The organism is Pseudomonas sp. C9-3 (assembly GCF_032392015.1).
Lineage (GTDB): Bacteria > Pseudomonadota > Gammaproteobacteria > Pseudomonadales > Pseudomonadaceae > Pseudomonas > Pseudomonas nitroreducens.
Genome location: NZ_CP135919.1, coordinates 1,244,846 through 1,270,221, shown reverse-complemented (window position 1 = coordinate 1,270,221; position 25,376 = coordinate 1,244,846). Strand labels below are relative to the sequence as shown.

General features: G+C 63.2%; 23 protein-coding genes. 13 read left to right on the top strand and 10 right to left on the bottom strand.

Annotated elements, in window-relative coordinates; translation table 11 throughout:
• Positions 1 to 26 precede the first annotated feature (26 nt).
• Entirely contained in the window at positions 27 to 638 is a 612-nt protein-coding gene (locus tag RS899_RS05545; RefSeq protein WP_054910877.1) for an outer membrane beta-barrel protein, read from the bottom strand.
• Between the two features lie 198 nt (positions 639 to 836).
• Between RS899_RS05545 and napE the strand changes: the two genes are divergently transcribed.
• The 6 genes from napE to RS899_RS05515 are packed head-to-tail and all read left to right on the top strand — an operon-like array spanning position 837 to position 5,452.
• Positions 837 to 1,004, top strand: a complete 168-nt coding sequence (gene napE / locus RS899_RS05540) for a periplasmic nitrate reductase, NapE protein (RefSeq protein WP_054910878.1) — start codon at positions 837 to 839, stop codon at positions 1,002 to 1,004.
• A gap of 7 nt (positions 1,005 to 1,011) precedes the next feature.
• The gene (gene napF, locus RS899_RS05535) at positions 1,012 to 1,503 is read left to right on the top strand and encodes a ferredoxin-type protein NapF (protein ID WP_315809295.1); all 492 of its coding nucleotides are present in this window, start codon (positions 1,012 to 1,014) and stop codon (positions 1,501 to 1,503) included.
• A gap of 7 nt (positions 1,504 to 1,510) precedes the next feature.
• The gene (locus tag RS899_RS05530) at positions 1,511 to 1,813 is read left to right on the top strand and encodes a chaperone NapD (RefSeq protein ID WP_054910886.1); all 303 of its coding nucleotides are present in this window, start codon (positions 1,511 to 1,513) and stop codon (positions 1,811 to 1,813) included.
• Complete coding sequence (gene napA, locus RS899_RS05525; protein ID WP_315809294.1) at positions 1,810 to 4,314, top strand: nitrate reductase catalytic subunit NapA; 2,505 nt, start codon at positions 1,810 to 1,812, stop codon at positions 4,312 to 4,314. The genes RS899_RS05530 and napA overlap by 4 nt, the downstream gene beginning before the upstream one ends.
• Positions 4,315 to 4,324: 10 nt before the next feature.
• Positions 4,325 to 4,843 (top strand): nitrate reductase cytochrome c-type subunit, encoded by a 519-nt coding sequence (locus RS899_RS05520; protein ID WP_169940585.1) that lies wholly within the window; start codon positions 4,325 to 4,327, stop codon positions 4,841 to 4,843.
• Positions 4,844 to 4,852: 9 nt separating this feature from the next.
• Positions 4,853 to 5,452: a cytochrome c3 family protein gene (locus RS899_RS05515; RefSeq protein ID WP_054910881.1), complete on the top strand. Its 600-nt coding sequence runs from the start codon at positions 4,853 to 4,855 to the stop codon at positions 5,450 to 5,452.
• Positions 5,453 to 5,704: 252 nt separating this feature from the next.
• Here the strand turns inward: RS899_RS05515 and RS899_RS05510 are convergent, their stop codons facing one another.
• Entirely contained in the window at positions 5,705 to 6,913 is a 1,209-nt protein-coding gene (locus RS899_RS05510) for a lytic murein transglycosylase (protein WP_139092973.1), read from the bottom strand.
• Positions 6,910 to 7,581, bottom strand: a complete 672-nt coding sequence (locus RS899_RS05505; RefSeq protein WP_024763127.1) for a polysaccharide lyase family 7 protein — start codon at positions 7,579 to 7,581, stop codon at positions 6,910 to 6,912. The genes RS899_RS05510 and RS899_RS05505 overlap by 4 nt, the downstream gene beginning before the upstream one ends.
• Before the next feature lie 182 nt (positions 7,582 to 7,763).
• Between RS899_RS05505 and RS899_RS05500 the strand changes: the two genes are divergently transcribed.
• From RS899_RS05500 to RS899_RS05490, 3 genes are all read left to right on the top strand, one after another.
• Positions 7,764 to 8,564 carry a dienelactone hydrolase family protein gene (locus RS899_RS05500; RefSeq protein ID WP_315809293.1) on the top strand — a complete coding sequence of 267 codons (801 nt, stop codon included), beginning with the start codon at positions 7,764 to 7,766 and terminating at the stop codon, positions 8,562 to 8,564.
• A gap of 238 nt (positions 8,565 to 8,802) precedes the next feature.
• Entirely contained in the window at positions 8,803 to 9,525 is a 723-nt protein-coding gene (locus tag RS899_RS05495) for a 4'-phosphopantetheinyl transferase family protein (RefSeq protein WP_315809292.1), read from the top strand.
• A gap of 220 nt (positions 9,526 to 9,745) precedes the next feature.
• Positions 9,746 to 11,119: an OprD family porin gene (locus tag RS899_RS05490; RefSeq protein ID WP_409978046.1), complete on the top strand. Its 1,374-nt coding sequence runs from the start codon at positions 9,746 to 9,748 to the stop codon at positions 11,117 to 11,119.
• A 142-nt stretch (positions 11,120 to 11,261) separates the two neighbouring features.
• Here RS899_RS05490 and modC read toward each other — a convergent pair whose 3' ends face one another.
• The 3 genes from modC to modA are packed head-to-tail and all read right to left on the bottom strand — an operon-like array spanning position 11,262 to position 13,842.
• Positions 11,262 to 12,365, bottom strand: coding sequence for a molybdenum ABC transporter ATP-binding protein (modC, locus tag RS899_RS05485; RefSeq protein WP_315809291.1), 1,104 nt, complete (start codon positions 12,363 to 12,365; stop codon positions 11,262 to 11,264).
• 7 nt (positions 12,366 to 12,372) lie between these two features.
• Positions 12,373 to 13,053, bottom strand: a complete 681-nt coding sequence (gene modB / locus RS899_RS05480; RefSeq protein WP_037017928.1) for a molybdate ABC transporter permease subunit — start codon at positions 13,051 to 13,053, stop codon at positions 12,373 to 12,375.
• A gap of 33 nt (positions 13,054 to 13,086) precedes the next feature.
• Complete coding sequence (gene modA, locus RS899_RS05475) at positions 13,087 to 13,842, bottom strand: molybdate ABC transporter substrate-binding protein (protein WP_315809290.1); 756 nt, start codon at positions 13,840 to 13,842, stop codon at positions 13,087 to 13,089.
• A gap of 127 nt (positions 13,843 to 13,969) precedes the next feature.
• Between modA and RS899_RS05470 the strand changes: the two genes are divergently transcribed.
• Entirely contained in the window at positions 13,970 to 14,398 is a 429-nt protein-coding gene (locus RS899_RS05470; protein WP_054909342.1) for a TOBE domain-containing protein, read from the top strand.
• Positions 14,399 to 14,597: 199 nt separating this feature from the next.
• Here RS899_RS05470 and RS899_RS05465 read toward each other — a convergent pair whose 3' ends face one another.
• The 3 genes from RS899_RS05465 to RS899_RS05455 all read right to left on the bottom strand — a co-directional run bounded on the left by RS899_RS05465 (position 14,598) and on the right by RS899_RS05455 (position 17,706).
• On the bottom strand, positions 14,598 to 16,223 hold the full coding sequence (locus RS899_RS05465) for an ATP-binding protein (protein WP_054909343.1): 1,626 nt from the start codon (positions 16,221 to 16,223) through the stop codon (positions 14,598 to 14,600).
• 220 nt (positions 16,224 to 16,443) lie between these two features.
• Positions 16,444 to 16,998: a GNAT family N-acetyltransferase gene (locus RS899_RS05460; protein WP_315809289.1), complete on the bottom strand. Its 555-nt coding sequence runs from the start codon at positions 16,996 to 16,998 to the stop codon at positions 16,444 to 16,446.
• Between the two features lie 3 nt (positions 16,999 to 17,001).
• The gene (locus tag RS899_RS05455) at positions 17,002 to 17,706 is read right to left on the bottom strand and encodes a response regulator (protein WP_315809288.1); all 705 of its coding nucleotides are present in this window, start codon (positions 17,704 to 17,706) and stop codon (positions 17,002 to 17,004) included.
• Between the two features lie 783 nt (positions 17,707 to 18,489).
• Here RS899_RS05455 and RS899_RS05450 point away from each other — a divergent pair.
• The 3 genes from RS899_RS05450 to RS899_RS05440 all read left to right on the top strand — a co-directional run bounded on the left by RS899_RS05450 (position 18,490) and on the right by RS899_RS05440 (position 24,443).
• A complete protein-coding gene (locus RS899_RS05450; RefSeq protein ID WP_054909345.1) occupies positions 18,490 to 21,378 on the top strand; it encodes a ribonucleoside-diphosphate reductase subunit alpha in 2,889 nt (962 codons plus the stop codon).
• A 234-nt stretch (positions 21,379 to 21,612) separates the two neighbouring features.
• Entirely contained in the window at positions 21,613 to 22,860 is a 1,248-nt protein-coding gene (locus tag RS899_RS05445) for a ribonucleotide-diphosphate reductase subunit beta (RefSeq protein ID WP_045217833.1), read from the top strand.
• A 447-nt stretch (positions 22,861 to 23,307) separates the two neighbouring features.
• Positions 23,308 to 24,443 (top strand): IS3 family transposase gene (locus tag RS899_RS05440; protein WP_315809287.1). Its coding sequence is split into 2 segments (ribosomal slippage): positions 23,308 to 23,560 and positions 23,560 to 24,443, totalling 1,137 coding nucleotides; the frame shifts between segments, so codons are not numbered across the junction.
• 103 nt (positions 24,444 to 24,546) lie between these two features.
• On the opposite strand, the gene RS899_RS05435 is transcribed toward RS899_RS05440, so the two are convergent.
• Complete coding sequence (locus tag RS899_RS05435) at positions 24,547 to 25,029, bottom strand: hypothetical protein (protein ID WP_315809286.1); 483 nt, start codon at positions 25,027 to 25,029, stop codon at positions 24,547 to 24,549.
• Between the last annotated feature and the right edge of the window lie 347 nt (positions 25,030 to 25,376).

Below are 25,376 nucleotides of genomic sequence, written 5' to 3'. Positions count from 1 at the left end.
CACGCGGGGCCCGGTTGCGGTACCGGTCAGAACTTGTAGTTGGCGCCCAGGTAGAACTGGGAGCTGCTGTGCAGGTCAAGGGATCCCACCTTGCTGCCACCGTGCGGGCTCATCTCGGTACTCGCGTTGGTACGCAGGTAACGGTAGCCGCCTTCTACGGATGCGTTCTTGCCGAGTTCCTGGAGGATACCGGCTTGGGCGCCGATGGCGTAACCCACATCGCTGTCGCGGCTGTAGCCCTTGGAGTCCTGCTCCAGCTTGACCAGGCCGGCGGTGCCGCCGCCGAACAGCTTGGTGCCCTGGTCGCCCAGCGGCAGGAAGGCGTCGTAGCTGCCGAGCAGGTTCTGCTGGCGCAGCTTCAGGCCGTTCTCGGTATCGGAGACGTTTTCGTAGGTGACGTAGTAGCGACCCTGCTCCATCTGCTGGCCGGCGCGCACGCCCCAGGTGCCGCTGTTGTTGATCACGCTGTCGAACTTCGGGTTGCCGAGGTTGCGGTTCAGCGCATCGGATTTCTGGATGTTGTTGCTGGTTTCGCCCCAGGTCATGCCGACGAAGGTGTCGGCGGCGTTGGCGGCAGTAGCGGCGACACTGGCACCGAGGATGGCGCTGGCGAGGGCGATTTTCTTCAGAGTTTTCATGGGGATTCTCCCGTCAGAGGTCAGTAGTGTGTTGACGGGGAGAAGGTTACGAGGAGGGCTCTGAACGAAACCTGTCAGGGCGCTGAACCATCGCTGAACGAAAGCGCTGTATGAAAAAAGAATAACGCTCGTAGGCTTTTGCCCACACACAGCGCAGGGACTAGGCTCATTCCCAGTCGTTGGCGGGAGGCTGACCAAATGACTGAAGAGACCGGACCCGGCACGGATAAAGGCAAGGAAACCCGGCTGTTCCTGTTCCTCGTGATCTGCCTGTTCCCTCTGCTCTCCATCGCCATCGTCGGTGGCTATGGCTTTATCGTGTGGATGTACCAACTAGTGGTGGGGCCCCCCGGCCCGCCGTCCTAGGGGCGCCATGATGCTCGCCCGACGCGCCTTGCTGCGGCGCCTGGGCGGTGCGCCAGAAGTACGTCGCCCGCCATGGACAGCCACAGCCACCGCCAGCGAATTTCTCGAAGGCTGCACACGCTGCAATGCCTGCATCGACGCTTGCCCCGAGCAAGTGTTGCGCATCGGCGACGGCGGCTATCCGCAGCTGGACTTCACCAACGCCGGCTGCAGCCTGTGCGGTGCCTGCGCGCGCGCCTGCGAAGCCGAGGTGTTCGACCTGAACCGCGAGGCGTTTCCCTGGCGCGCGCAGATCGACGACCACTGCCTGGCCCGCGCCGGCATCCACTGCCGCAGCTGCGACGACGCCTGCGAACCGCGCGCCATCCGCTTCCGCCCGCAACTCGGCGGCCCCTCCCTGCCTACCCTCGACCCGACCCTGTGCACCGGCTGCGGCGCCTGCGTCTCGCCCTGCCCCGGCAACGCCATCCACCTGAACCGTGAGGCCCACCATGCCTGAGACCCAGATGCCCGAGAGCATCCAGATCGCCAGCCTGATCGTGCACACGCGCCCCGAGCTGCTCGAAGCGGTGAAGGCCAACCTGCTGCGCCTGCCGAACCTGGAAGTCCATCAGCAGAGCGCCCAGGGAAAGTTGGTCGTGCTGCTCGAAGCCGAGCATGAGGCGAGCATCCTCGACAACCTCAATGCCATCCAGAACCTGCCCGGCGTTCTCAACGCGGTGCTGATCTACCACGAGGTCGTCGAGTCGCCGGAAGCCCTGCAGAGAGAACCCCAACCCGAGCTGGCCCAGGCCGGAGGTGCAAGATGAACCTGACCCGCCGCCAGTTCGCCAAGGCCAACGCCGCCGCCATTGCCGCGGCCGCCGCCGGCCTGCCGATCCTGAGCTCCGCCAGCAACCTGGTCACCGAGGCGGACATGACCCGCCTGGACTGGAACAAGGCGCCGTGCCGCTTCTGCGGCACCGGCTGCAGCGTGATGGTCGCCACCCGCGACAACAAGGTGGTCGCCACCCACGGCGACATCAAGGCCGAGGTCAACCGCGGGATCAACTGCGTGAAGGGCTACTTCCTGTCCAAGATCATGTACGGCAGCGATCGCCTGACCCGGCCGCTGCTGCGCATGAAGGACGGCAAGTTCGACAAGCAGGGCGAGTTCCAGCCGATCAGCTGGGACGCCGCCTTCGACATCATGGCCGAGAAGTTCAAGGCCGCGCTCAAGGCCAAGGGCCCCACCTCGGTGGGCATGTTCGGCTCCGGGCAATGGACGGTCTGGGAAGGCTACGCCGCCAACAAGCTGTTCAAGGCCGGCCTGCGCAGCAACAACATCGACCCCAACGCGCGGCACTGCATGGCCTCGGCGGTAATGGGCTTCATGCGCAGCTTCGGCATGGACGAGCCGATGGGCTGCTACGACGACATCGAGGCCACCGATACCTTCGTGCTCTGGGGCTCGAACATGGCCGAGATGCACCCGGTGCTCTGGTCGCGGGTCACCGACCGCCGCCTGAGCGCAGGGCAGGTCAAGGTGGCCGTGCTGTCGACCTTCGAGCACCGCAGCTTCGACCTGGCCGATATCCCCATGGTGTTCAAGCCGCAGACCGACCTGTACATCCTCAACTACATCGCCAACCACATTATAGAAAGCGGCGCGGTCAACCGCGATTTCGTCGACAAGCACACCCGCTTCGCCCACGGCGCCGAGGACATCGGCTACGGCCTGCGCCCGGACAACCCGCTGGAGAAGAAAGCGAAGAACGCGGACAAGGCCAACACCTGGACCGACATCGGCTTCGACGAATTCGCCGCCTTCGTCAAACCCTACACGCTGGAGCGCACCGCCAAGGAAACCGGCGTGCCGGCCGAGCGCCTGAAGGCCCTCGCCGAGCTGTATGCCGACCCGAAACGCAAGGTGGTGTCGTTCTGGACCATGGGCTTCAACCAGCACACCCGCGGGGTCTGGGCGAACAACCTGATCTACAACATCCACCTGCTCACCGGGAAGATCAGCGAGCCGGGCAACAGCCCCTTCTCGCTCACCGGCCAACCCTCGGCCTGCGGCACCGCGCGCGAGGTTGGCACCTTCTCTCACCGCTTGCCGGCGGACCTGGTGGTAACCAATCCGAAGCACCGCGAGACCGCCGAGAAGATCTGGAAAATGCCCGCCGGCACCATCCAGGAAAAAATCGGCTTCCACGCCGTGCAACAGAGCCGGATGCTCAAGGACGGCGTACTCAACGTCTACTGGACCCAGGTCTGCAACAACATGCACGCCGGGCCGAACATCATGCAGGAAGTGCTGCCGGGCTGGCGCAACCCGGAAAACTTCGTGATCGTCTCCGACGTCTATCCGACCGTCTCGGCACAGGCGGCGGACCTGATCCTGCCCAGCGCCATGTGGGTGGAGAAGGAAGGCGCCTTCGGCAACGCCGAGCGCCGCACGCAGTTCTGGCACCAGTTGGTGAAGGCGCCGGGCGAGGCGAAATCCGACCTCTGGCAGCTGGTGGAGTTCTCCAAGCGCTTCACCACCGACGAGGTCTGGCCCGCCGAGCTGCTGGCGAAGGCGCCGCAACTCAAGGGCAAGACACTCTACGAGGTGCTGTACAAGAACGGCCAGGTGGACGCGTACGACAACGACGAGATCACCAAGGGCTTCGAGAACGACGAGGCCAAGGCCTTCGGCTTCTACATCCAGAAGGGGCTGTTCGAGGAGTACGCCAGCTTCGGCCGTGGCCACGGTCACGACCTCGCGCCCTTCGACGCCTATCACGAGGCGCGCGGCCTGCGCTGGCCGGTGGTCGACGGCAAGGAGACCCGCTGGCGCTACCGCGAGGGCTACGACCCCTACGTCACCGCCGGCAGCGGCGTGCAGTTCTACGGCTACCCGGACAAGAAGGCGATCATCTTCGCCCTGCCCTACGAGCCACCGGCCGAGGCCCCGGACAAGGAATATCCCTTCTGGCTCTCCACCGGCCGCGTGCTCGAACACTGGCACACCGGTTCGATGACCCAGCGCGTGCCGGAGCTCTACAAGGCCGTACCCGACGCCGTGGTGTACATGCACCCCGACGATGCGCGCGACCTGAAGATGCGCCGGGGCAGCGAGGTGAAGGTGATCAGTCGGCGCGGCGAGATCCGCGCGCGCATCGAGACCCGCGGGCGCAACAAGCCGCCGCAGGGACTGGTGTTCGTGCCTTTCTTCGATGCCAACAAGCTGATCAACAAGGTCACGCTGGACGCCACCGACCCGATCTCCAAGCAGACCGACTACAAGAAATGCGCGGTGCGCATCGAACTGGTCAGCCTGGCCTGAGGAACGCGCGATGAAACCGATACTGCCCGCCCTGCTCCTGCTGCTCTTCGCCCTTCCGGCGCTGGCTGCCGACGTCAACTACCCGCTGGACGCCCCGGCCCCGGATGGCCGCCGCCCCGGCGGCACCATCGCCGAAGACCGCCCGGCGCCGCCGCTCGCTGCCGACGAGAACAAGGACATCCGTCGCGAACGCGCCTACCCCGAACAGCCGCCGACCATCCCGCACACCATCGCCGGCTACCGCATCGACACCAACTCCAACAAATGCCTGTCATGCCACAGCCGCGCCAACAGCGCGCGGGTGCAGGCGCCGATGATCAGCATCACCCACTACATGGATCGCGACGGCCAGGCGCTGGCGGCCGTGGCGCCCCGGAGATACTTCTGCGTGCAGTGCCACGTGCCGCAGAAGGACGTGCAACCGCTGGTGGGCAACACCTTCGAGGACATCGACAAGATCCTCCAGCGCGACGCGGCCGCCGGGAAGTCCGCCAGCAATGACGACGGCACATCCACCGGCAACCCCTGAGGAGGCGCCATGAAAGCACTATTCGCCTGGCTCAAGGGTTACTGGGTCGTCCTGCGCCGGCCCAGCGTGCATTACAGCCTGGGCTTCCTGACACTGGCCGGGTTCATCGCCGGGATCATCTTCTGGGGCGGCTTCAACACCGCGCTGGAGGCCACCAACTCCGAGCAGTTCTGCACCTCATGCCACGAGATGCGCGACAACGTCTTTGCCGAACTCAAGGACACCATCCACTACACCAACCGTTCCGGTGTGCGCGCCACCTGCCCGGACTGCCACGTGCCGCACAAGTGGACCGACAAGATCGCCCGCAAGATGCAGGCGTCCAAGGAGGTCTGGGGCAAGATCTTCGGCACCATCAACACGCGGGAGAAATTCCTCGATCACCGCCGCGAACTGGCCGAACACGAATGGGCGCGCCTGAAGGCCAACGACTCACTGGAATGCCGCAACTGCCACAACTTCCAGTTCATGGACTTCACCCGCCAGAGCCAGCGCGCCCGACAGATGCACTCCACCGCCCTGGCCTCGGGCGAAGCCACCTGCATCGATTGCCACAAGGGCATCGCCCACCACCTGCCGGACATGACGGGGGTGAAGGGTTGGAATTGAGCCTTGCCTGCACCAGGGTCGCGGAGGGAGTCCGCTCCTACAGAACCTGATACCTGTGTTGGAGCGGACTCTGTCAGCCGGCGAACACCGCATCAAGGGGTTCGCGAGCAAGCTCGCTCCTACGAAGAGCAGTTCCGTACGAGGATGAGTGTGAGGCCCCCTGTAGAAGCGAGCCTGCTCGCGAACCCATCTCCGCCACAAACGAAAAGCCCCGGCCAGTGCCGGGGCTTCACTTGACTCAGAAGGGATCAATCAACCGCCCTTCAGCGCCTTCAGAATCTTCTGCCCTGCACGCCCATCTGCCGGCGTCAGGCCCAGCTTGTTCTGCTCCTGCTGGATCGCCTTGCGCGTCACGTCGCCGATCATGCCGTCCGCCTGGCCGATGTCGTAGCCGCGCTGGATCAGCAGCTCCTGCAGCTCCTTGCGCTGCGCCCGGCTCAGCCCCGGATCGTCGGTCGGCCAGGGCGTGCGCAGGCCCTGCTCACCGCGCAGTCGATCAGACAGCAGGGCGATGGCCAGCGCATAGCTTTCCGCCGCGTTGTAGGAATAGATCGCGTCATAGTTGCGCAGCACCAGGAAAGCCGGCCCGTTGGCGCCGGCCGGCAGCAGGATCGCTGCCTTGGAGTCGACGCTGGGGATCGGCTGGCCGTCGATGCGCTTCACGCCACGGCTGGTCCAGTCGGACAGCGCCCGGCGCTTGGTGCGCCCGGCCAAGGAGGCATCGAACCCCGCTGGCAACTTCACCTCGTAGCCCCAGGGCTGGCCCTCGCGCCAACCGGCCTTGCGCAGGTAGTTGGCGGTGGACGCCAGGGCGTCGGCGGTGCTGCCCACCAGATCGCGGTGGCCGTCGCCGTCGAAGTCCTCGGCGATGCGCGCGTAGGTAGACGGCATGAACTGCGTCTGGCCAAAGGCGCCAGCCCAGGAACCAGTGATGCCGCTGTCACGGATATCGCCCTGCTGCAGCAGCTTCAGAGTGGCAATGAACTCGCCCTGGAAGAACGCCTGCCGCCGCCCATAGCAGGACAGCGTCGACAGCGAGACCAGCAGCGGTCGCTTGCCGGTGATGCGGCCGTAGTCGCTCTCCACACCCCACACGGCGACCACCGTTGCCGGGTCGACCTGGTAGCGCGCGGCAACCTTGCGCAGCAGGTCGGCGTGCTCGGCCATGCGCGCCTTGCCGTCGGCGACGCGCTGGTCGTCCACCAGCCCGGCCAGATAGTCCCAGATCGGCGTGGTGAACTCTGGTTGCGCATCGAGCAGTGGCAGCACGGTCATGTCCGGCTGCAGGCCCTGGGTGAACTGCGCAAAACTGGCAGCGCTGACGCCCTTGGCCTGGGCAGCGCCCTGCAGGCGGTTCAGGCAGGAACCGAAATCGTCGCCCGTCGCAGCCTGCGCCAGTGCCGCCGGCAGCAGCAGGGACAAGGCCAGGGAAGCGCGACGCGCGATGGAGGAAGTCTTCATTGGTGTCGAATACTCAGATCGGTGAAGGTAGCGCGCCCGCCCTCGCTGGCGGGCCCGCGATTGTCCTGCAGGTAAAGGCCTGCCTTGAAGTACAGGCCCTGATAGGCCCATTTCGTATCCAGTTGCTGACTGACCTGGCCATCCTGGACCTGCACACTCAGCACCCCGCTGCTGGACACGCCCAGCCGGTAGGTAAAGGTATCGCCCAGGGGAATGCCGTCATAGACGGTATAGGTGCGCGTGGTGATGTCATCCGGCCTATCGCGAACCAGCGCCTGTACCCGCGCCTTGTCCAGGCGCTGCTGGTAGACCAGCTTGACCAGCGGCAGGGCCTCGGCGCTGCCGCTGCCATTGCTGTGGATCTGCCCGATCACCATGCGCCGGCTGGAAGGCACGGCCTCCACGCGCAGGGTGGCGACCATCTGGTTCTCCGCCAACGGGTAGCGCCAGGTCACCAGGCGGCCGTCCGGCCTGGTCTCGCGCAATTCGGTGCGGGGATATTCGCTGCCGCTGGTGTGGGCGCCGTTCACCGGCACCCAGAACTCCACGCCATCGGCGCTGCGGCGAAAATACGGGCTCTCGTAGTCACGGCCGAGTTTCGCCGTGGAAATGGTCGCGGCCGGGCCGCGTTGGGGAATGGTCAGATTCCAGGTGCTCAGGTCCAACATCGGCCTATCGCTTCGCGGGTCAGGACATGGGCGCAAGGGTAGACGACGCTGTCTGACTTTTCACTCGTCCGGCGTTCTATCTTTCGACCAACAACCGCGCCCTTGAGCGGCTGCGTGCATTCTGCACGAGCGTTTTCCGCCTCAACGGCTATCTTCAAGGTTCCCCGCTCAGGAGAGTCACCATGCGCCTGCTCACCGCCCTGCTGCTGTTCGCCTTCGCGGCCAGCGCTTCCGCCGCGATCAAGACCCAGGAAATCCCCTACGAATCCACTGACGGCACGAAGATGATCGGCTACTTCGCCTACGACGATGCCAAATCCGGCATCCGCCCAGGCGTTATCGTCGTCCATGAGTTCTGGGGCCTGAACGACTACGCGAAAAGCCGCGCCCGGCAACTCGCCGAATTGGGCTACAGCGCGCTGGCCATCGACATGTACGGCAACGGCAAGCACACCGACCACCCCAATGACGCCAAGGCCTTCATGGCCGAGGCGCTGAAGAACGCCGACGCCGCCAAGGCACGCTTCCAGGCCGGGCTGGAACTGCTGAAGAAGCAGCCGCAGACCGACCCGAGCAAGATCGCCGCAATCGGCTATTGCTTCGGCGGCAAGGTGGTGCTGGACATGGCCCGCGCCGGCCTGCCGCTGGCCGGCGTGGCCAGCTTCCACGGCGTGCTGGCGACCCAGGCGCCGGCGCAGCCGGGGGCGATCAAGGCGAAAATCCTGGTCGAGCATGGCGGCGCCGACACCCTGGTGCCGGCCGAGAGCGTCGCAGCCTTCAAGGCCGAGATGGACAACGCCAAGGCCGACTACAAGCTGGTGGTCCAGCCCGGCGCCAAGCACAGCTTCACCAGCCCGGACGCCGACAAGCACAAGGGCCATGGCCTGGACGTGGGCTACGACAAGACTGCCGACCAGAAGTCCTGGGCGGACCTGCAGGCCTTCTTCAAGGAAATCTTCGACGTGAAGCCCGAGGGCGCGTAAAAACGCCGGGCAATAAAAAACGGGAGCCCATTCGGGCTCCCGCACTCAATCAAGTGTAAAGGTCGGAGCCCACCGTGGCGGCACTCCAACAACAACCTCACCTGCGCCCCCTTGGGAACGCGGGGCGCAGTGTGTCAAAGCTTGTCGGATGAATCCGTACGCCTTTGGTGAAGGTTTGCAAACGAATGTAAGTGCCGCGTGACTGGTGGGCCACGTTCTGGCGCGGCAGAATGTTCCCATGACCGCCCTTCCCGACTTCTGCACCCCACTCGACGCCGACTGGCCGCTGCCAACACCCCTGGCCAGCTGCCAATTGCGCAGCACCCGCTTCGACCGCCAGCGTCTGCAAAGCGGTGACTTCGCCCTGAGCCGCGTCGAGGCGCCGGCCAATATCCAGCGTTCCGTTGCCAAGCGTCAGGCCGAGTACCTGGCCGGCCGCCTCTGCGCCCGTGAAGCGTTGCTGGCCGCAGGCAGCGAGGCCTGGGTACCCGGTACGGATGAAGAGCGAGCGCCGGTCTGGCCGGCAGGCTTCTGTGGCTCGATCACCCATGGCGACGGCTGGGCCGCGGCAATAGTCGCCCGTGACAGCCACTGGCGCGGGCTCGGACTGGACGTGGAAAACCGCCTGGAAACCACGCGAGCGGAGCGACTGGCCGCGGAAATCCTGACGCCGGACGAACTGACGCGCCTCGACCCGCAGCAGGCGGCACTGCAGGTCACCCTTACCTTTTCCCTCAAGGAAAGCCTGTTCAAGGCGCTCTTCCCGCTGGTGCGCAAGCGTTTCTACTTCGAGCACGCCGAGCTGCTGAGCTGGTCCGCCGGTGGCCACGCACGCCTGCGGCTGCTCACCGACCTCTCGGCGGAATGGCACCACGGCAAGGAGATCGACGGGCAGTTCAGCCTGTTCGATGAGCGCCTGCTGAGCCTGGTGGCCATTCCGTCGGTCGAGGGCAGCGTGTGATCGCTGCGACTGACAGACACACCTGAAAGTCTTGACTTAAAAGTCAGAATTTGGCGTCATGCACGCCGTCCAGGCGTTCCCGTACCTCCTTTGCTCCTCAGATTTTGCCTTCAGAGGAATCGTCAGCAGGTCAAGCGGTATATAGAATCGTATACAGCCAAACGGCAACGTCTGGTTCTTGGGGTCCCCACAAAAAGAAATGACCATCGGAGCAAACGTAATGACCAGAAACACCCTGGCGCTCGCCATTGCGGCCAGCTCGCTCGGCCTCATCGCGCAATCGGCACACGCCGGCGGCTTCATCGAAGACAGCAAGGCCAGCCTGACCCTGCGCAACTTCTACATCAACACCGACAACCGCAACGGCCCCGCCTCGCCCAGCAAGCAGGAAGAATGGGGCCAGGGCTTCATGCTCAACTATTCCTCGGGCTTCACCCAGGGCACCGTGGGCTTCGGCGTCGACGCCCTGGGCCTGCTCGGCGTGCGCCTGGACGGTGGCGGCAAATCCGGCAAGGCCGGCATCGACCGCCAGCCCGGCACCATCTTCCCGCTGGAAAGCGATGGCAGCGCCGTCGACGAATTCAGCAGCTTAGGGCTTACCGCCAAGGCGAAGATCTCCAAGACCGAATTCCGCTACGGCACCCTGCAGCCCAAACTGCCGGTGGTGGTCTACAACGACGCCCGCCTGCTGCCGATGACCTACGAAGGTGGCCAGGTCACCTCCACCGACATCGACAACCTGACCCTGACCGGCGGCCAGCTGACCCACACCAAGGGCCGCAACTCCACCGACTGGCGCAGCATGTCCATCGCCGGCGCCAACGGCAGCTCTGCCAGCTCCCGCGACAGCAACAAGTTCTACTTCGCCGGCGGCGACTACAAGGCGACCAAGAACCTGACCCTGTCGTACTACTACGGCGAGCTGGACAACTTCTACAAGCAGAACTATCTCGGCCTCGTCCACAACTGGGGCATCGGCCCGGGCACCCTGAAATCGGATATCCGCGTGTTCATCAGCGACTCCGATGGCAAGAACGGCAGCGCCTCCGGCCGCGCCGACGGCTACGTCAGCAGTGGCTACTACGGTGGCAACAGCCTCAAGGGCGAGGTGGACAACAACGTCTACAGCGGTATGTTCACCTACGCCCTCGGCGGCCACAGCATCGGCGCCGGCTACCAGGTGCTGACCGGTGACAGCGACTTCCCCTACCTGAACCGCGGCGATGGCGAAGGTACCAGCACCTACCTGATCTCCGACGCCCAGCTGCTGAAGTTCAACCGCGCCGGCGAGCGCACCTGGATCGGTCGCTATGCCTACGACTTCGCCGACCTCGGCGTGCCGGGCCTGACCTTCAGCGTGCTCTACCTGAACGCCGACAACATCGACACCAAGCAAGGCGACAAGGGCGAGTGGGAACGCGATATCGCCCTGGGCTACGTGGTTCCGGAAGGCACCTTCAAGGGCCTGGGCCTGGCCTGGAAAAACGCCGCCATGCGCAGTGGCCTGCCGGCGGCCTCCACTCCGGGCGTGCCCAGCCAGCGTGACCAGGACGAGAACCGCCTGATCGTCAGCTACACCATCCCGCTGCTGTAAGACGCGGAATGAAACAAGAAGGGCGGCCATGAGCCGCCCTTTTCTTTCTGTAGGAGCGAGCTTGCTCGCGAACCTTCGTCGCACCAGAGCCCTCCTCTGCCACAGCTGTTCGCGAGCAAGCTCGCTCCTACAAAGAGTTGCGTCAGGCCAGCAACGCCACCGACTTGATCTGCGCCCAAACCGCCTGCCCGGCATGCAGGCCAAGCTGATCGTGGGAGAAGCGGGTGATCCGCGCCAGCAGCGGCGTTCCGGCCACGTCGAGCTTCACCAGCCGATGCGCCGGATTGTCCGTCGGCACGATCTCGACCACGGTCGCCGGCAACACGTTGAGGATGCTGCTGTGGGCCGCCGGCTCCAGGCTCAGGCTAACGTCCCGCGCCTGTACCTTGATGCGCAACGCCCGGCCCTTTTCCATCGGTGAATGGGCCAGCCGAATGCGTTGTTCGCATCGCGGCAGGGATACCGAGAGCAAGCCGTAATCAGCATCGTGGGAAACCACGTGGCCATCGATCACCACCCCGGCATCTTCCAGATGGGAAATCGGCAGATCAGTACGCGCGAGGGTTTCCATCACCGGGCCGCTGGCAATCGCCTTGCCCTGGTCCAGCAACACCAGGTGATCGGCCAGCCGCGCCACTTCGTCTGGCGAGTGGCTGACGTAGAGAATCGGGATATCCAGTTCGTCGTGCAGGCGTTCCAGGTACGGCAGGATTTCCGCCTTGCGCTTGAGGTCCAGCGCTGCCAGTGGCTCATCCATCAGCAGCAGGCGCGGGCTGGTCAGCAGCGCGCGCGCCATGCCGACGCGCTGGCGTTCGCCACCGGACAAGTGTCCCGGCATGCGCTCCAGCAGATGGCTGATGCCCAGCAGCTCGGTGGCCTGTTTCAGCTCCACGCGATGCTGGTCGCGCGGCACGCGCTTCATCCCGTAGGTGAGGTTGCGCTTCACCGACAGGTGCTCGAACAGGTTGGCATCCTGGAACACGTAACCCAGCGCGCGCTTGTGCGGCGGCAGGAACACGCCCGTTGCGCTGTCCTGCCAGACCTCGCCATTCACCACCAGCCGGCCGAGCGGCGCACACTCCAGGCCCGCCACGCAGCGCAGGCAGGTGGTCTTGCCGGAACCGGAATGGCCGAACAGTGCAGTCACGCCCTTGCCCGGCAACTGCAGGTCGACGTCCAGGCTGAAGCCCGAATAGGCAATCTGGAAGCGGGCTTCGATGGCGCGCACGGGGATATCCTGCTGCATGCCCACCTCAGGCCCAGGCCGACCGGCCGCGGCGGCTCGCGTAGAGCGCCAGCAGGACGAAGAAGGAGAAGATCACCATGCCGCCGGCCAGCCAATGCGCCTGGGCGTACTCCATGGCCTCGACGTGATCGAATATCTGTACCGACACCACGCGGGTCTTGCCCGGAATGTTGCCGCCGATCATCAACACCACGCCGAACTCACCCACCGTGTGGGCGAAGCCGAGGATGCTGGCGGTGATGAAGCCCGGCCGCGCCAGCGGCAGGACCACCGAGAAGAAGGTATCCAGGGGGCTCGCACGCAGTGTGGCGGCGGCCTCCAGCGGTTTGTCGCCGATCGCCTCGAAGGCGTTCTGCAACGGCTGCACCACGAAGGGCAGCGAATAGAATACCGAGCCCACCACGAGCCCGGCGAAGGTGAACGGCAGCCGCCCCAGGCCCAGGCTCTCGGTCGCCTGTCCGATGAAGCCGTTGGGGCCCATGGTGATCAGCAGGTAGAAGCCGATCACCGTCGGCGGCAGCACCAGCGGCAGCGCCACCACCGCTCCCAGCGGGCCTTTCAGCCAGGAGCGGGTGCGCGACAGCCACCAGGCGATCGGCGTGCCGATCAGCAGGAGGATCAGGGTGCTCAGGGCGGCCAGCTCGATGGTGAGCCGGATGGCCAGGAAATCCTCCTGCGTGAGGGGCATCGCGCTTCCTTACTTCTACCTAGTTGAAGAGCATCAGAGCTCGTAACCGTAGGACTTGATCACCGCAGCGGCTTTCGGGCCCTTGAGGTACACGACCAGGGCCTTGGCGGCGGCGCTGTCCTTGCCCTTGTTGAGGATCACGGCGTCCTGGCGGATCGGGTCGTGCAGGTCAGCCGGGACGATCCAGGCGGAACCGCTGGTCACCTTGCCATCCTTGTAGATCTGCGACAACGCCACAAAGCCCAGCTCCGCATTGCCGGTGGAGACGAACTGGAAGGCCTGGGTGATGTTCTGGCCTTCGACGATCTTGCCGGCGACCTTGTCCTTCAGGCCGAGCTTGTCGATCACCTGGGTAGCGGCCAGGCCGTAAGGCGCGGCTTTCGGGTTGGCAATGGACAGGTGCTTGTACTCGTTCTTCTTCAGCACCTCGCCCTTGGCATCGACGTAGCCGTCTTTTGCCGACCACAGCGCCAGGGTGCCGATGGCATAAGTGAAGCGCGAACCGGGGACGATTTCCTTCTCGGCTTCGAGTTTCTTCGGCGTGCTGTCGTCGGCGGCGAGGAAGACTTCGAACGGCGCGCCGTTCTTGATCTGGGTGTAGAACTGGCCGGTGGCGCCGTAGGCGGCGACCAGCTTGTGGCCGGTGTCCTTCTCGAAGTCCTTGGCGATCGCCTGGATCGGCGCGGTGAAGTTGGCGGCCACGGCGACCTGCACTTCATCGGCCAGCGCCGAGTGCAGGGTGAAGCAGGAAGCGACCAGCAGGGACAGGCTTGCGAAGCGGTGTTTCATCGTGATGCTCCAGTGGGTTGTTGTTTTCAAGCGTGGAATCGTCAGGACTGGTCTATAAACTCGGTTCAGCCCCGCGTTACGTCCGGCGACAAGCCGGCCATTCAAAACGGTCAAGGAGAGTCATTTCATGAAGGTCAGTGCACGCAACGTCTTCAAGGGCAGCGTCAAGCAACTGCGCAACGGTGCGGTGAACGCGGAAGTCGTGGTCGCCCTGCCCGGCGGCAGCGAACTGGTGGCGATCGTTACCGAGGAAAGCGTCAGGAGCCTGGGCCTGGCCCAAGGCAAGGACGTCATCGCGCTGGTCAAGGCGCCCTGGGTCATGCTGATGACCGAAGCCGAGGACATCCGCCTGTCCGCACGCAACTGCCTGAGCGGCACGGTGAAATCGGTCACCGACGGCGCTGTGAATGCCGAGGTGGTGCTGGGCCTGCCCGGCGGCGCCGAAGTGGTCGCCGTGGTCACCCGCGATGCGGTCAGCGAGCTCGGCCTGGCGGCTGGCGTGAAGGCGACTGCAGTGATCAAAGCGTCCCATGTGATCCTCGGTGTTCCTGCCTGAAACCCTGCGCGGGCCTGTCGCTGACCGGCCCGCTTGCCCTGCCGCAAGCGCTCGTTATAGCAAAAATTACATAACGATACCGGTGACTCTGCAATACCTCTTAAGAGGGCTGTTTCACTGAAGGGAATTGCAGAGCGACGCGGCAGGGGCCATCAGCCTGTGATGGCACCGCAGCATTCTGCATTTTTTGACTTCAAGGTCAAATACTGTCTTCGACCTTCGGTGCCTGGCGGCGCGGCCACAGCAGCGTGAAGCATGCCCCGCCGAGCACTTCGCTTTTGGCGATCTGCGCACGGCCGCCGTGCCAGTGGATGATCCGCCGCACGATGGAAAGCCCCAGCCCATGCCCGCCGGTGACCCGCGCGCGGCTGTCGTCGGCACGGAAGAACGGCTGGAACAAACGGTGCCACTGCGCTTCGGGAACGCCAGGGCCGTCGTCTTCCACGTCGACCTGGCAGCGATCCACGCTCACCCGGTAACTCACCCGCACCCGCCCTTCGGCGTAGCGCAGCGCATTGGTCATCAGGTTCTGCAGGGCACGATGCAGGTAGCGCGGCTCGGCCTCGATCCAGCTGCCCTGGTCGAACGGCACCAACGCACCCGGCTCGCAGGTGACGGTGATTTCCCGGCGCAGCGGCGCGATCTCCGCCACTACCTGCTCCACCAGCGCGCCCAGCTCGATGCGCTGGTAGCTCAGCGCCGGCGAGCCCTGCTCCAGCCGCGCGTAGGTGAGCATCTCGTCCACCAACTGGTCGAGGTCCTGAATGTCGCCATCCATGCCGTCCATGTACTTGCGCCGTGCTGTGTCGGTCTCGGCGGACTCGATCATCTCCAGCCCGAAGCGCAGCCGCGCGACCGGCGTGCGCAGCTCATGGGACACCGCGCGCACCAGCTCGCGCTGCACCGTCAGCAACAGGTGCAACTGCTCGGCCATGTGGTTGAAGGCCCCGGCGAGGCGCCCCACCGAGTCCGCGCCGCGCACTTCCACGCGGGTATCCAGGCTGCCGCGGGCGATGCGCGTGGCGGCGGATTCGAGGCCGCGCAGGCGCTGCTCCAGCCCGCTGATCAACAGGTACAAGGTCAGACCGATGAGCGTCAGCGCGACGACCACGATGATCGTCAGCAACTGCGGAGGGTACGGGTTCATCTGGTAGATCGGCCCCAGCTCCAGCACCCAGGGCGTGTCGAGGATGCCCGAGAGCACGCGGATCGAATCACCGCCCTTGCCCAGCGCCATCACCGTATCGCCCTCTTCCACCCGGCGACTCTGGTCGTCGTCGAGGTCGACCTCCTTCAGGCGCAGCAGGTGCACCTCGAAGCCGAAGCGCTTGTCGCGGACGATGCGCGCCAGGTGATAAGGCTGCTCGCTGGCCGGGTAGCGCTTGAGTTCGTCCATCAGCAGGTAGATGGTCGCACGCGCCAGCTGCTCGCTGACCTGCTCCACCTCGCCAGTGAGGATCAGCCCTTCGGCCGCGCTCACCTGGGTCATCACCTTCACTTCATGGGGCGCGCCGGCCTGCACCAGCACCTGGTCGTTCATCAGCCGCGCCCGGCTGCGCCCTTCCATGCCCAGCGCATCCAGGCTGGTGAGTTTCAGCGGAATACCCAGCAGGCGGCTCCACTGGCTCAGTGCGCGCTTGCGGTCCACCTCGCTCATGGGCAGCAGCTCGTCCGCCATCAGGCGGAAGGTGCCGCGCGCCAGGTCTTCGCGGTAGCGCTCGCCGCGCACGTCGTTGACCAGGTGCAGGGTCAGCACGGCCAGCGCGGCGACCGCCACGAGGGTCAGCAGCATGCCGCCGTAGATGCGCAGGAAGATGGATTTCATGGGTGGTTGTTCCGGACAGACACGGTGCAGGCTGGGAATACCCTCACCCTAACCCTCTCCCAAAGGGAGAGGGGACTGTTCGGCGTGCGCATGAAGATGGGAGCTCTGCCCGGATGGCTCCGCGGGCGTCGTTCATGACAGGACAACGCCGAACCGACAGCCAGCACGGACAGCCCCCTCTCCCTTTGGGAGAGGGTTGGGGTGAGGGCCAGCGCCCGCCTCACTCAGCTGCCTCCGAGTTGAGCAACCCGTAATTGTCCAGGCTGAGGAACGCGCCGTCCTTCACCTCGCACTCACGCCGCCGACCTTCCAGCGTGAAGCCCTGGCGCAGCAGCAAGCGGCCGCTGGCAAGGTTTTCCGACTCCACCTCGGCCTCGATGCGGTGCACATTCATATCGCGGAAGGCGTGGCGGCAGATCAGCGGCAGGCATTCGCTCATCACACCCTGCCCCCAATGCTCGGGCAGCAGCCAGTAGCCCAGTTCCAGGCGACGATGCTCCTGCTGCCAGTTATTGAAGCCGCAGCCGCCGAGGACCTCCTCGGGCGCCTCCGACCGGCAGATCGCCCACCAGATACCACTGCCTTCCTTATGCAGGCGCTCGAACCACTCCATCTGCTCGCGGGTGGCCTCCAGCGTCGCGTAGGAGACGCCGTAGTAACGGATCACCTCGGGGTGCGACAGCGCGCGGAATACTGCCGGCTGGTCGGCATCGATGAAGGCGCGCAGGCGGAAGCGCTCGCCGTGCAGCTCGGGGAACGGTGGCACGGCGCTCACGGCTCAGAGCTCCCCGACGAACAGGTAGCCCTTGCTGCGTACCGTCTTGATCAGGCGCGGGTGCATCGGGTCGTCGCCGATCTTCGGGCGGATGCGCGAGATGCGCACGTCGATGGAGCGGTCCTGGCCGTCGTACTCGATGCCGCGCAGGGAGTTGAAGATTTCCTCGCGGGAGAGGATGCGCCCGGCGTTGGCCGCCAGCAGCCAGAGCAAGTCGAACTCGGCGCTGGTCAGCTCGATGGTCTGCTCATCCAGCCAGGCCTCCCGCATGGCATTGTCGATCACCAGCTTGCCGAAGGTCAGGCGCTTGCCGGCAACGGGCGGCACGGCCTCGGCCGGCTCACTGCGCCGCAACAGGGCGCGGATGCGCGCCAGCAGCACGCGCGGGCGCACCGGCTTGCACACGTAGTCGTCGGCGCCCATCTCCAGGCCCTGCACCTGGTCCATGTCGTCGGTGCGCGCGGTGAGCATCATGATCGGCCCGTCGTAGTCCGGGCGCAGGCGCTTGCAGATGGACAGCCCATCCTCACCCGGCAGCATCAGGTCGAGCACCACCAGGTCCGGCCGCTCGGCCAGCACCCGCTCCACCGCCTTGCCGCCGTGGGACTCGATGGACACCGCCAGGCCGTTGCTCTCCAGGTAGTCCTGGGTCAACTCGGCCAGTCGCTGGTCGTCCTCGACGATGAGAATGCGCGCTTCTTGTTCCACCTTGCCTCCTGATGCGCCATGAGCGAGCGCGGGCCCGCTTACTAATAGGGAGTAACTATAGAGAGCCCGCAAAAGCGGCCGGCATTGTAGCCAGATTGCCAGCGCTGCGGCACGCCACCGGCGTAAGCAGGCATTGCGCGAACAGGTCAAGGGCTGCGCGGTGAGAAACACTACATATTGTGGTAGTGTTCCTTCCCGCACAGCCCCTCCGATGCGTGTGAAAAATCTCTCACCAACCACGACGAACGGTGAAAGGCAGACAGCATCAGGGATAGCGCGAGTTACCCCGCTTCACCCACATTCCATGCACATTTTATCCACAGCTTTTCCCCGTCGCCCCGCCTTGCAAACACCCCCATAGCGCATTATCTTGTATCCCCGTTGCGGTATACCCCTACATCTTGGGGTTGCCACCACGAACCGGACACAAGAAGAAAGTCGAAATCCCGAGCCTGTTCCACGGCTCCTCCGGTTCCACCACAACGTATTCCAGACGTACTGAGGTGCCAGGCGGCCCAGCCCGCAAGGAGCGATTCATGTCGATGGAAATGCGGTACGGGTGTTGCAACGTAACGTTCAACACCACTAGGTATTGTGGTCCCGGCCCGTAAAGCCGGCACCCGAGTTGGGCCAGGGAGGCGCTTCGGGTCATTCCCCCTGTTCCAGAAGAATTCCAGCTCGCGGCTGCAATCGCGGGCGACTGCTCTTTTTGCTCTTTATTTCGGGACGGCGCTTCCAGCGTCAGCAACACACCAAATTACGAGAACGTGGAGACAACCACCCATGCAAATCGACACCACTCGCGAGAACCCGCAGGCCAACGCGCCGCAGGCCGCCGAATCCGCACAGGATCTGGCCGCCACTGCGCCCGGCCAGCTGCGCGTGATCAAGCGCAACGGCACCGTAGTTCCCTACACCGATGACAAGATCACCGTAGCCATCACCAAGGCGTTCCTCGCCGTGGAAGGCGGCACCGCCGCCGCCTCGTCGCGCATCCATGAGACCGTGCGCCGCCTGACCGAACAGGTCACCGCGACCTTCAAGCGCCGCATGCCCTCCGGTGGCACCATCCACATCGAAGAGATCCAGGACCAGGTCGAGCTGTCCCTGATGCGCGCCGGCGAGCAGAAAGTCGCCCGCGACTACGTGATCTACCGCGAAGCCCGTGCCAACGAGCGCAAGACCGCCGGCAACGCCAGCGACATCGCCCAGCCGCACCCGAGCATCCGCATCACCAAGGCCGACGGCAGCACCCAGCCGCTGGACATGGGCCGCCTGCAGACCATCATCCGCGAAGCCTGCGAAGGCCTGGCCGAAGTCGATGGCAGCCTGATCGAACGCGAAACCCTGAAGAACCTGTATGACGGCGTCGCCGAGAAGGACGTCAACACCGCCCTGGTGATGACCGCCCGTACCCTGGTCGAGCGCGAGCCGAACTACTCCTACGTCACCGCCCGCCTGCTGATGGACACCCTGCGCGCCGAAGCCCTCGGCTTCCTGGGCGTCGCCGAGAGCGCCACTCACCACGAGATGGCCGACCTCTACGCCAAGGCCCTGGCCGCCTACGTCGAGAAGGGCTCCGAGTTCGAGCTGATCGACAGCAAGCTCAAAGGCTACGACCTGGCCAAACTGGGCGCCGCGATCAACCACGAGCGCGACCAGCAGTTCACCTACCTCGGCCTGCAGACCCTGTACGACCGCTACTTCATCCACAAGGACGGCATCCGTTTCGAACTGCCGCAGGTCTTCTTCATGCGCGTGGCCATGGGCCTGGCCATCGAAGAGAAGGACCGTGAAGCTCGCGCCATCGAGTTCTACAACCTGCTCTCCTCGTTCGACTACATGTCGTCGACCCCGACCCTGTTCAACGCCGGCACCCTGCGTCCGCAGCTGTCCTCCTGCTACCTGACCACCGTGCCGGACGACCTGTCGGGCATCTACAACGCGATCCACGACAACGCCATGCTGTCGAAATTCGCCGGTGGCCTGGGCAACGACTGGACTCCCGTGCGCGCACTGGGCTCCTACATCAAGGGCACCAACGGCAAATCCCAGGGCGTCGTCCCCTTCCTGAAAGTGGTGAACGACACCGCCGTCGCCGTGAACCAGGGTGGCAAGCGCAAGGGCGCCGTCTGCGCCTACCTGGAAACCTGGCACCTGGACATCGAGGAATTCCTCGAGCTGCGCAAGAACACCGGTGACGACCGTCGCCGTACCCACGACATGAACACCGCGAACTGGATTCCGGACCTGTTCATGAAGCGCGTCTTCGACGACGGCAAGTGGACCCTGTTCTCCCCGTCCGAAGTACCGGACCTGCACGATCTGACCGGCAAGGCCTTCGAAGAGCGCTACGAGTATTACGAAGCCCTGACCGAGTACAACAAGATCAAGGTGTTCAAAGTCGTCCAGGCCAAAGACCTGTGGCGCAAGATGCTCTCCATGCTATTCGAGACCGGCCACCCGTGGCTGACCTTCAAGGACCCGTGCAACCTGCGCAGCCCGCAGCAGCACGTGGGCGTGGTCCACAGCTCGAACCTGTGCACCGAGATCACCCTGAACACCAACAAGGACGAGATCGCGGTCTGCAACCTGGGCTCGATCAACCTGGTCAACCACATCGTCGATGGCAAGCTGGACACCGCCAAGCTCGAGAAGACCGTGAAGACCGCCGTGCGCATGCTCGATAACGTTATCGACATCAACTACTACTCGGTCCCGCAGGCTCGCAACTCGAACCTCAAGCACCGCCCGGTAGGCCTCGGCATCATGGGCTTCCAGGACGCGCTGTACCTGCAGCACATCGCCTACGGCTCCGACGCTGCCATCGAGTTTGCCGACAAGTCCATGGAAGCGGTGAGCTACTTCGCCATCCAGGCTTCCTGTGACCTGGCCGACGAGCGTGGCGCCTACGAGACCTTCGACGGCTCCCTGTGGTCCAAGGGCATCCTGCCGCTGGACTCCCAGCAGATCCTCATCGAAGCCCGTGGCCAGAAGTACATCGACGTCGACCTCACCGAATCCCTCGACTGGGCTCCGGTACGTGCTCGCGTACAGAAAGGCATCCGTAACTCGAACATCATGGCCATCGCGCCGACCGCGACCATCGCCAACATCACCGGCGTATCGCAGTCCATCGAGCCGACCTACCAGAACCTGTACGTGAAATCGAACCTCTCCGGCGAGTTCACCGTGATCAACCCTTACCTGGTTCGCGACCTCAAGGCGCGCGGCCTGTGGGACCCGGTCATGGTCAACGACCTGAAGTACTACGACGGCTCCGTGCAGCAGATCGAGCGCATCCCGCAAGACCTGAAAGACCTGTACGCCACCGCCTTCGAAGTCGAGACCAAGTGGATCGTCGACGCCGCCAGCCGCCGCCAGAAGTGGATCGATCAGGCCCAGTCCCTGAACCTCTACATCGCCGGCGCCTCGGGCAAGAAGCTGGACGTGACCTACCGCATGGCGTGGTTCCGTGGCCTGAAAACCACCTACTACCTCCGTGCCCTGGCCGCCACCAGCACCGAGAAGTCCACCATCAACACCGGCAAGCTGAACGCCGTGTCGGCCGGTGGCAACGATGGCCTGCAGGCCGCCGCTGCCGAGCCGCAACCGGCTCCGGTTCCGCAAGCCTGCTCCATCGACAATCCGGACTGCGAAGCCTGCCAGTAATGGAGTAAGCGGTGCCTCGGAGCGAGGCACCGCCGAAACTGCGGAGTTTCAAAGTCCCCTCTCCCCCTGGGAGAGGGCCAGGGTGAGGGGCTCTTCAAGGCCCCTCCTCCCTACAGAACAACAGCCTCCTCCGCCGCGCACCGCGCATGACGGAAGAAGCACAAGCTCTTGGCGTGCACCCCACGCAACCAGACACCAGGCCGCCACAGAGCGGCCCACCAGGAGAGGACCCCCATGCTGAGCTGGGACGAATTCGACAAAGAAGACGCCACCGAAGCCAAGGCCGCCCCGGCCGTCGCCCAGGCCGCCGCGCAGAACGCTGACAAACTCGACGCCGACGCCGCAGGCTCCGTCGAAGAAGCGCGCGCCGTATCCGCCAACGACTCCGACGCCGTCGCCCGTGCCAAGCAGGCCCTCGACGCCCTGGACATCCAGGAAGGCCTGGACGATCTCGAAGGCTCCGCCGCCCGCGTACAAGTCGGCGACAAGCAGATGATCAACGCCCGCGCCGACCTCAACCAGCTCGTACCCTTCAAGTACGACTGGGCCTGGCAGAAGTATCTGGATGGTTGCGCCAACCACTGGATGCCCCAGGAAGTGAACATGAACGCCGACATTGCCCTGTGGAAGAGCAAGGACGGCCTCAGCGAAGACGAGCGCCGCATCGTCATGCGCAACCTCGGCTTCTTCTCCACCGCCGACTCCCTGGTTGCCAACAACCTGGTGCTGGCCGTGTACCGCCTGATCACCAACCCCGAGTGCCGCCAGTACATCCTGCGCCAGGCCTTCGAGGAAGCGATCCACACCCACGCCTACCAGTACTGCATCGAGTCGCTGGGCATGGATGAAGGCGAAATCTTCAACATGTACCACGAGATTCCTTCGGTCGCGAAGAAAGCCTCCTGGGGCCTGAAGTACACCCGCTCGATCTCCGATCCGAAGTTCGAAACCGGTACCCCGGAGACCGACCGCCAGTTCCTGCGCAACCTGATCGCCTACTACTGCGTCCTGGAAGGCATCTTCTTCTACTGCGGCTTCACCCAGATCCTCTCCATGGGCCGCCGCAACAAGATGACCGGCACCGCCGAGCAGTTCCAGTACATCCTGCGCGACGAATCCATGCACCTGAACTTCGGCATCGACGTGATCAACCAGATCAAGATCGAAAACCCGCACCTGTGGGATGCCCAGATGAAGGACGAGGCCACCCAGATGATCCTCCAGGGCACCCAACTGGAGATCGAATACGCGCGCGACACCATGCCGCGCGGCGTACTGGGCATGAACGCGGCGATGATGGAGGACTACCTCAAGTTCATCGCCAACCGCCGCCTGACCCAGATCGGCCTCAAAGAGGAATACCCGGGCACCAGCAACCCGTTCCCGTGGATGAGCGAAATCATGGACTTGAAGAAAGAGAAGAACTTCTTCGAGACCCGCGTGATCGAGTACCAGACCGGCGGCGCGCTGAGCTGGGACTGACGGAAGTAGTCGTCATTTTTCACGAAGAATTGGATTTTTTTCACTTCAAAGTGAAACGAATGCACCGAGACGGTGCAGAGCCGCTGCCCTGGGGAGGACGGCGGCTCGGCCACTTAAGGTGGCTTGAAGTGCGGGCAAGGCCATAGCGCCAAAGGATTTGTGCGCAGGAGTAGCGAAAAAATAAGGGATGGGGAGAGAGCAAGGATGCTCGCACTATCGGCAGATAGATATGCAGGGGCGACAGGAACAAGAAACCCCACAGCAAACGATCGTGCGGCTGCCATGGGCCCTGACCGTGCCGGTGAACAAAGCGCCTTCGTACGAGCCGTAATAGGCAAATTCGCGAGCGCAATACGTAGGGCGACGCCCCCTCCCCTCCAAAGGTGGACTACTACCCCCGGTACGATAGACATCCCCGGCCTACGCTTTGAGCATAGGAGGAAGTCTATGAGCACCCAACGATTCACCCCGGAATTCAAGGCCGAAGCCGTCAGGCAGGTTATCGAGCGCGGATATTCAGTCGCGGAAATCGCCGCACGCCTCGGCGTCTCTACTCACAGCCTCTACAAATGGGTAAAGGCTGTCACCCCCGACAAGTCGGAGAAGCAGGCCAGCGAATTGCTGGAAGCCAAGAGCGAAATCCTGCGGCTGCGGGCCCAGATGCGCCGCCTTGAAGAAGAGCGGGACATTTTAAAAAAAGCCGCGCGGTACTTTGCCAGGGAGCCCGAGTGAAGTACCGCTTCATGAACGAGCACCGACATCAGCATGCGATTACCACGATGTGCAAAGTGCTGCGGATTGCTCGGGCCGGGTTCTATCAATGGCTGCACAAGCCTGTTTCCGACCGCGACCAGGACAACCATCGACTACTTCAGCTGATCCGCAGCTCCTACGCGGCCAGTCGTGGTGTTTATGGTGCGCGACGTGTCTTTGGTGACCTGCGCGAGGCCGGTGAAACCTGTGGCAAGCATCGTGTCGCTCGCTTGATGCGCGCCCACAAGATCAAGGCGCTACGCGGCTACAAGGCGCCACGCCCGATTGCTGGCCGGCCTTCGATCATCGCCCCCAATCATCTCAATCGAGAGTTCACCGTCGATGCTCCCAACAAAGCTTGGGTGACTGACATTACCTACATCCGAACCTGGCAAGGCTGGTTGTACTTGGCAGTAGTGGTGGATCTGTATGCGCGCAAGGTGATTGGTTGGTCGATGAAGCCGACCCTGGCCCGCGAGCTAGCTCTGGATGCCTTGCTGATGGCGCTTTGGCGGCGTAAACCCAAGGCACGCGTCATCGTTCATTCCGACCAGGGCAGCCAATACGGCAGCGATGACTGGAAGCGCTTCTGTGCTGCCAACAACCTGGAGCCCAGCATGAGCCGGCGCGGCAATTGTTGGGATAATGCCGTGGCGGAATCCTTCTTCAGTAGTTTGAAGAAAGAGCGTATCCGCAAACGTATCTACAAAACCCGAGACATGGCTCGGGCCGATGTTTTCGACTATATCGAGGTCTTCTACAACCGAACCCGCCGTCACAGTCATCTGGGTGGCGTCAGTCCCGAGGCCTTTGAAAGCGCCTCGTTATGAGGTCGGAAAATGTCTATTGGAACGGGGGTAGTCCACCTTTACTTGTGGTGAGGGGAAGTGGGTGCAACCAAAGACTTCCTAGCTTTTCGTAAATTGAAGAAAATCATTCGCGCCTACCGAGCTCATGCCTTTGCAGGCACTTCTCCGGCCCTTTTTTATGTTTGAAACTCATCACCCAGATCACACCTAACACCGATCCCAACAGAGATGGGAGAGTCATCATCCAAGTCCCTTGAGCCTTAGTCACATTATATACCACACCAACAAACATGGACGCCGTTACAACTGCCGCTGCGGTGCGTTTGCTTGGAGCTGTTGCGGCCACGATTGAAACACAAAAAAACTGATTAAGAATTGCTAAAACCGGCTGTATTGCATACAGATAAAAATCGCCTTCGCGATCAATTTTCAAGATCGTCAATAACGGCGAAGTAAAAGCAAAGAACATCGCGATAGAAATCAAACCCATAAAGGGTGACACGATCCATCTTGCCGCTGCCGGCCATGCCTTAACACCTCGCAGCCCTCCATCTTCCTCGATATAAAAGAATGAAGTTTTATTTTGTTTTTCTTTATTATAATTCATGTGTATTTACCCAATATTATTGATTTCAAACCAAGTGTTAGGCCATACAAATATTATTATAATTTATGCATTAGCCTTGCCCAAAGAAAACCAAAGAAAACCAAAGAAAACCAAAGAAAACCAAAGAAAACCAAAGAAAACCAGGATCTGTTTTTCACCAGACTCTCTAATGCATTTACTTTTAAGAAGCTTAATTATATCTAATTTACTTAATAGAGAAATTAGCACTCGAACATTTCAAGCAATCGCTAGATGTTTGATCTGGAGCAATACTACCTCCATCTGAAGGTACTCCACATATAGAATAGTCCGAAATACATGTAGGAAAAGTATATGACGGTGAATTG

Excerpts from the sequence above, each read along its gene's own strand:
- napF (WP_315809295.1), top strand. The coding sequence starts at position 1,012 with ATGATGCTCGCCCGACGCGCCTTGCTGCGGCGCCTGGGCGGTGCGCCA.
- RS899_RS05530 (WP_054910886.1), top strand. The coding sequence starts at position 1,511 with ATGCCCGAGAGCATCCAGATCGCCAGCCTGATCGTGCACACGCGCCCC.
- RS899_RS05445 (WP_045217833.1), top strand. The coding sequence starts at position 21,613 with ATGCTGAGCTGGGACGAATTCGACAAAGAAGACGCCACCGAAGCCAAG.
- RS899_RS05465 (WP_054909343.1), bottom strand. The coding sequence starts at position 16,223 with ATGAAATCCATCTTCCTGCGCATCTACGGCGGCATGCTGCTGACCCTC.
- RS899_RS05490 (WP_409978046.1), top strand. The coding sequence starts at position 9,746 with ATGACCAGAAACACCCTGGCGCTCGCCATTGCGGCCAGCTCGCTCGGC.
- napE (WP_054910878.1), top strand. The coding sequence starts at position 837 with ATGACTGAAGAGACCGGACCCGGCACGGATAAAGGCAAGGAAACCCGG.
- RS899_RS05515 (WP_054910881.1), top strand. The coding sequence starts at position 4,853 with ATGAAAGCACTATTCGCCTGGCTCAAGGGTTACTGGGTCGTCCTGCGC.
- RS899_RS05435 (WP_315809286.1), bottom strand. The coding sequence starts at position 25,029 with ATGAATTATAATAAAGAAAAACAAAATAAAACTTCATTCTTTTATATC.
- RS899_RS05520 (WP_169940585.1), top strand. The coding sequence starts at position 4,325 with ATGAAACCGATACTGCCCGCCCTGCTCCTGCTGCTCTTCGCCCTTCCG.
- RS899_RS05545 (WP_054910877.1), bottom strand. The coding sequence starts at position 638 with ATGAAAACTCTGAAGAAAATCGCCCTCGCCAGCGCCATCCTCGGTGCC.
- modB (WP_037017928.1), bottom strand. The coding sequence starts at position 13,053 with ATGCCCCTCACGCAGGAGGATTTCCTGGCCATCCGGCTCACCATCGAG.
- RS899_RS05510 (WP_139092973.1), bottom strand. The coding sequence starts at position 6,913 with ATGAAGACTTCCTCCATCGCGCGTCGCGCTTCCCTGGCCTTGTCCCTG.
- RS899_RS05450 (WP_054909345.1), top strand. The coding sequence starts at position 18,490 with ATGCAAATCGACACCACTCGCGAGAACCCGCAGGCCAACGCGCCGCAG.
- RS899_RS05470 (WP_054909342.1), top strand. The coding sequence starts at position 13,970 with ATGAAGGTCAGTGCACGCAACGTCTTCAAGGGCAGCGTCAAGCAACTG.
- modC (WP_315809291.1), bottom strand. The coding sequence starts at position 12,365 with ATGCAGCAGGATATCCCCGTGCGCGCCATCGAAGCCCGCTTCCAGATT.
- modA (WP_315809290.1), bottom strand. The coding sequence starts at position 13,842 with ATGAAACACCGCTTCGCAAGCCTGTCCCTGCTGGTCGCTTCCTGCTTC.
- napA (WP_315809294.1), top strand. The coding sequence starts at position 1,810 with ATGAACCTGACCCGCCGCCAGTTCGCCAAGGCCAACGCCGCCGCCATT.
- RS899_RS05495 (WP_315809292.1), top strand. The coding sequence starts at position 8,803 with ATGACCGCCCTTCCCGACTTCTGCACCCCACTCGACGCCGACTGGCCG.
- RS899_RS05505 (WP_024763127.1), bottom strand. The coding sequence starts at position 7,581 with ATGTTGGACCTGAGCACCTGGAATCTGACCATTCCCCAACGCGGCCCG.
- RS899_RS05500 (WP_315809293.1), top strand. The coding sequence starts at position 7,764 with ATGCGCCTGCTCACCGCCCTGCTGCTGTTCGCCTTCGCGGCCAGCGCT.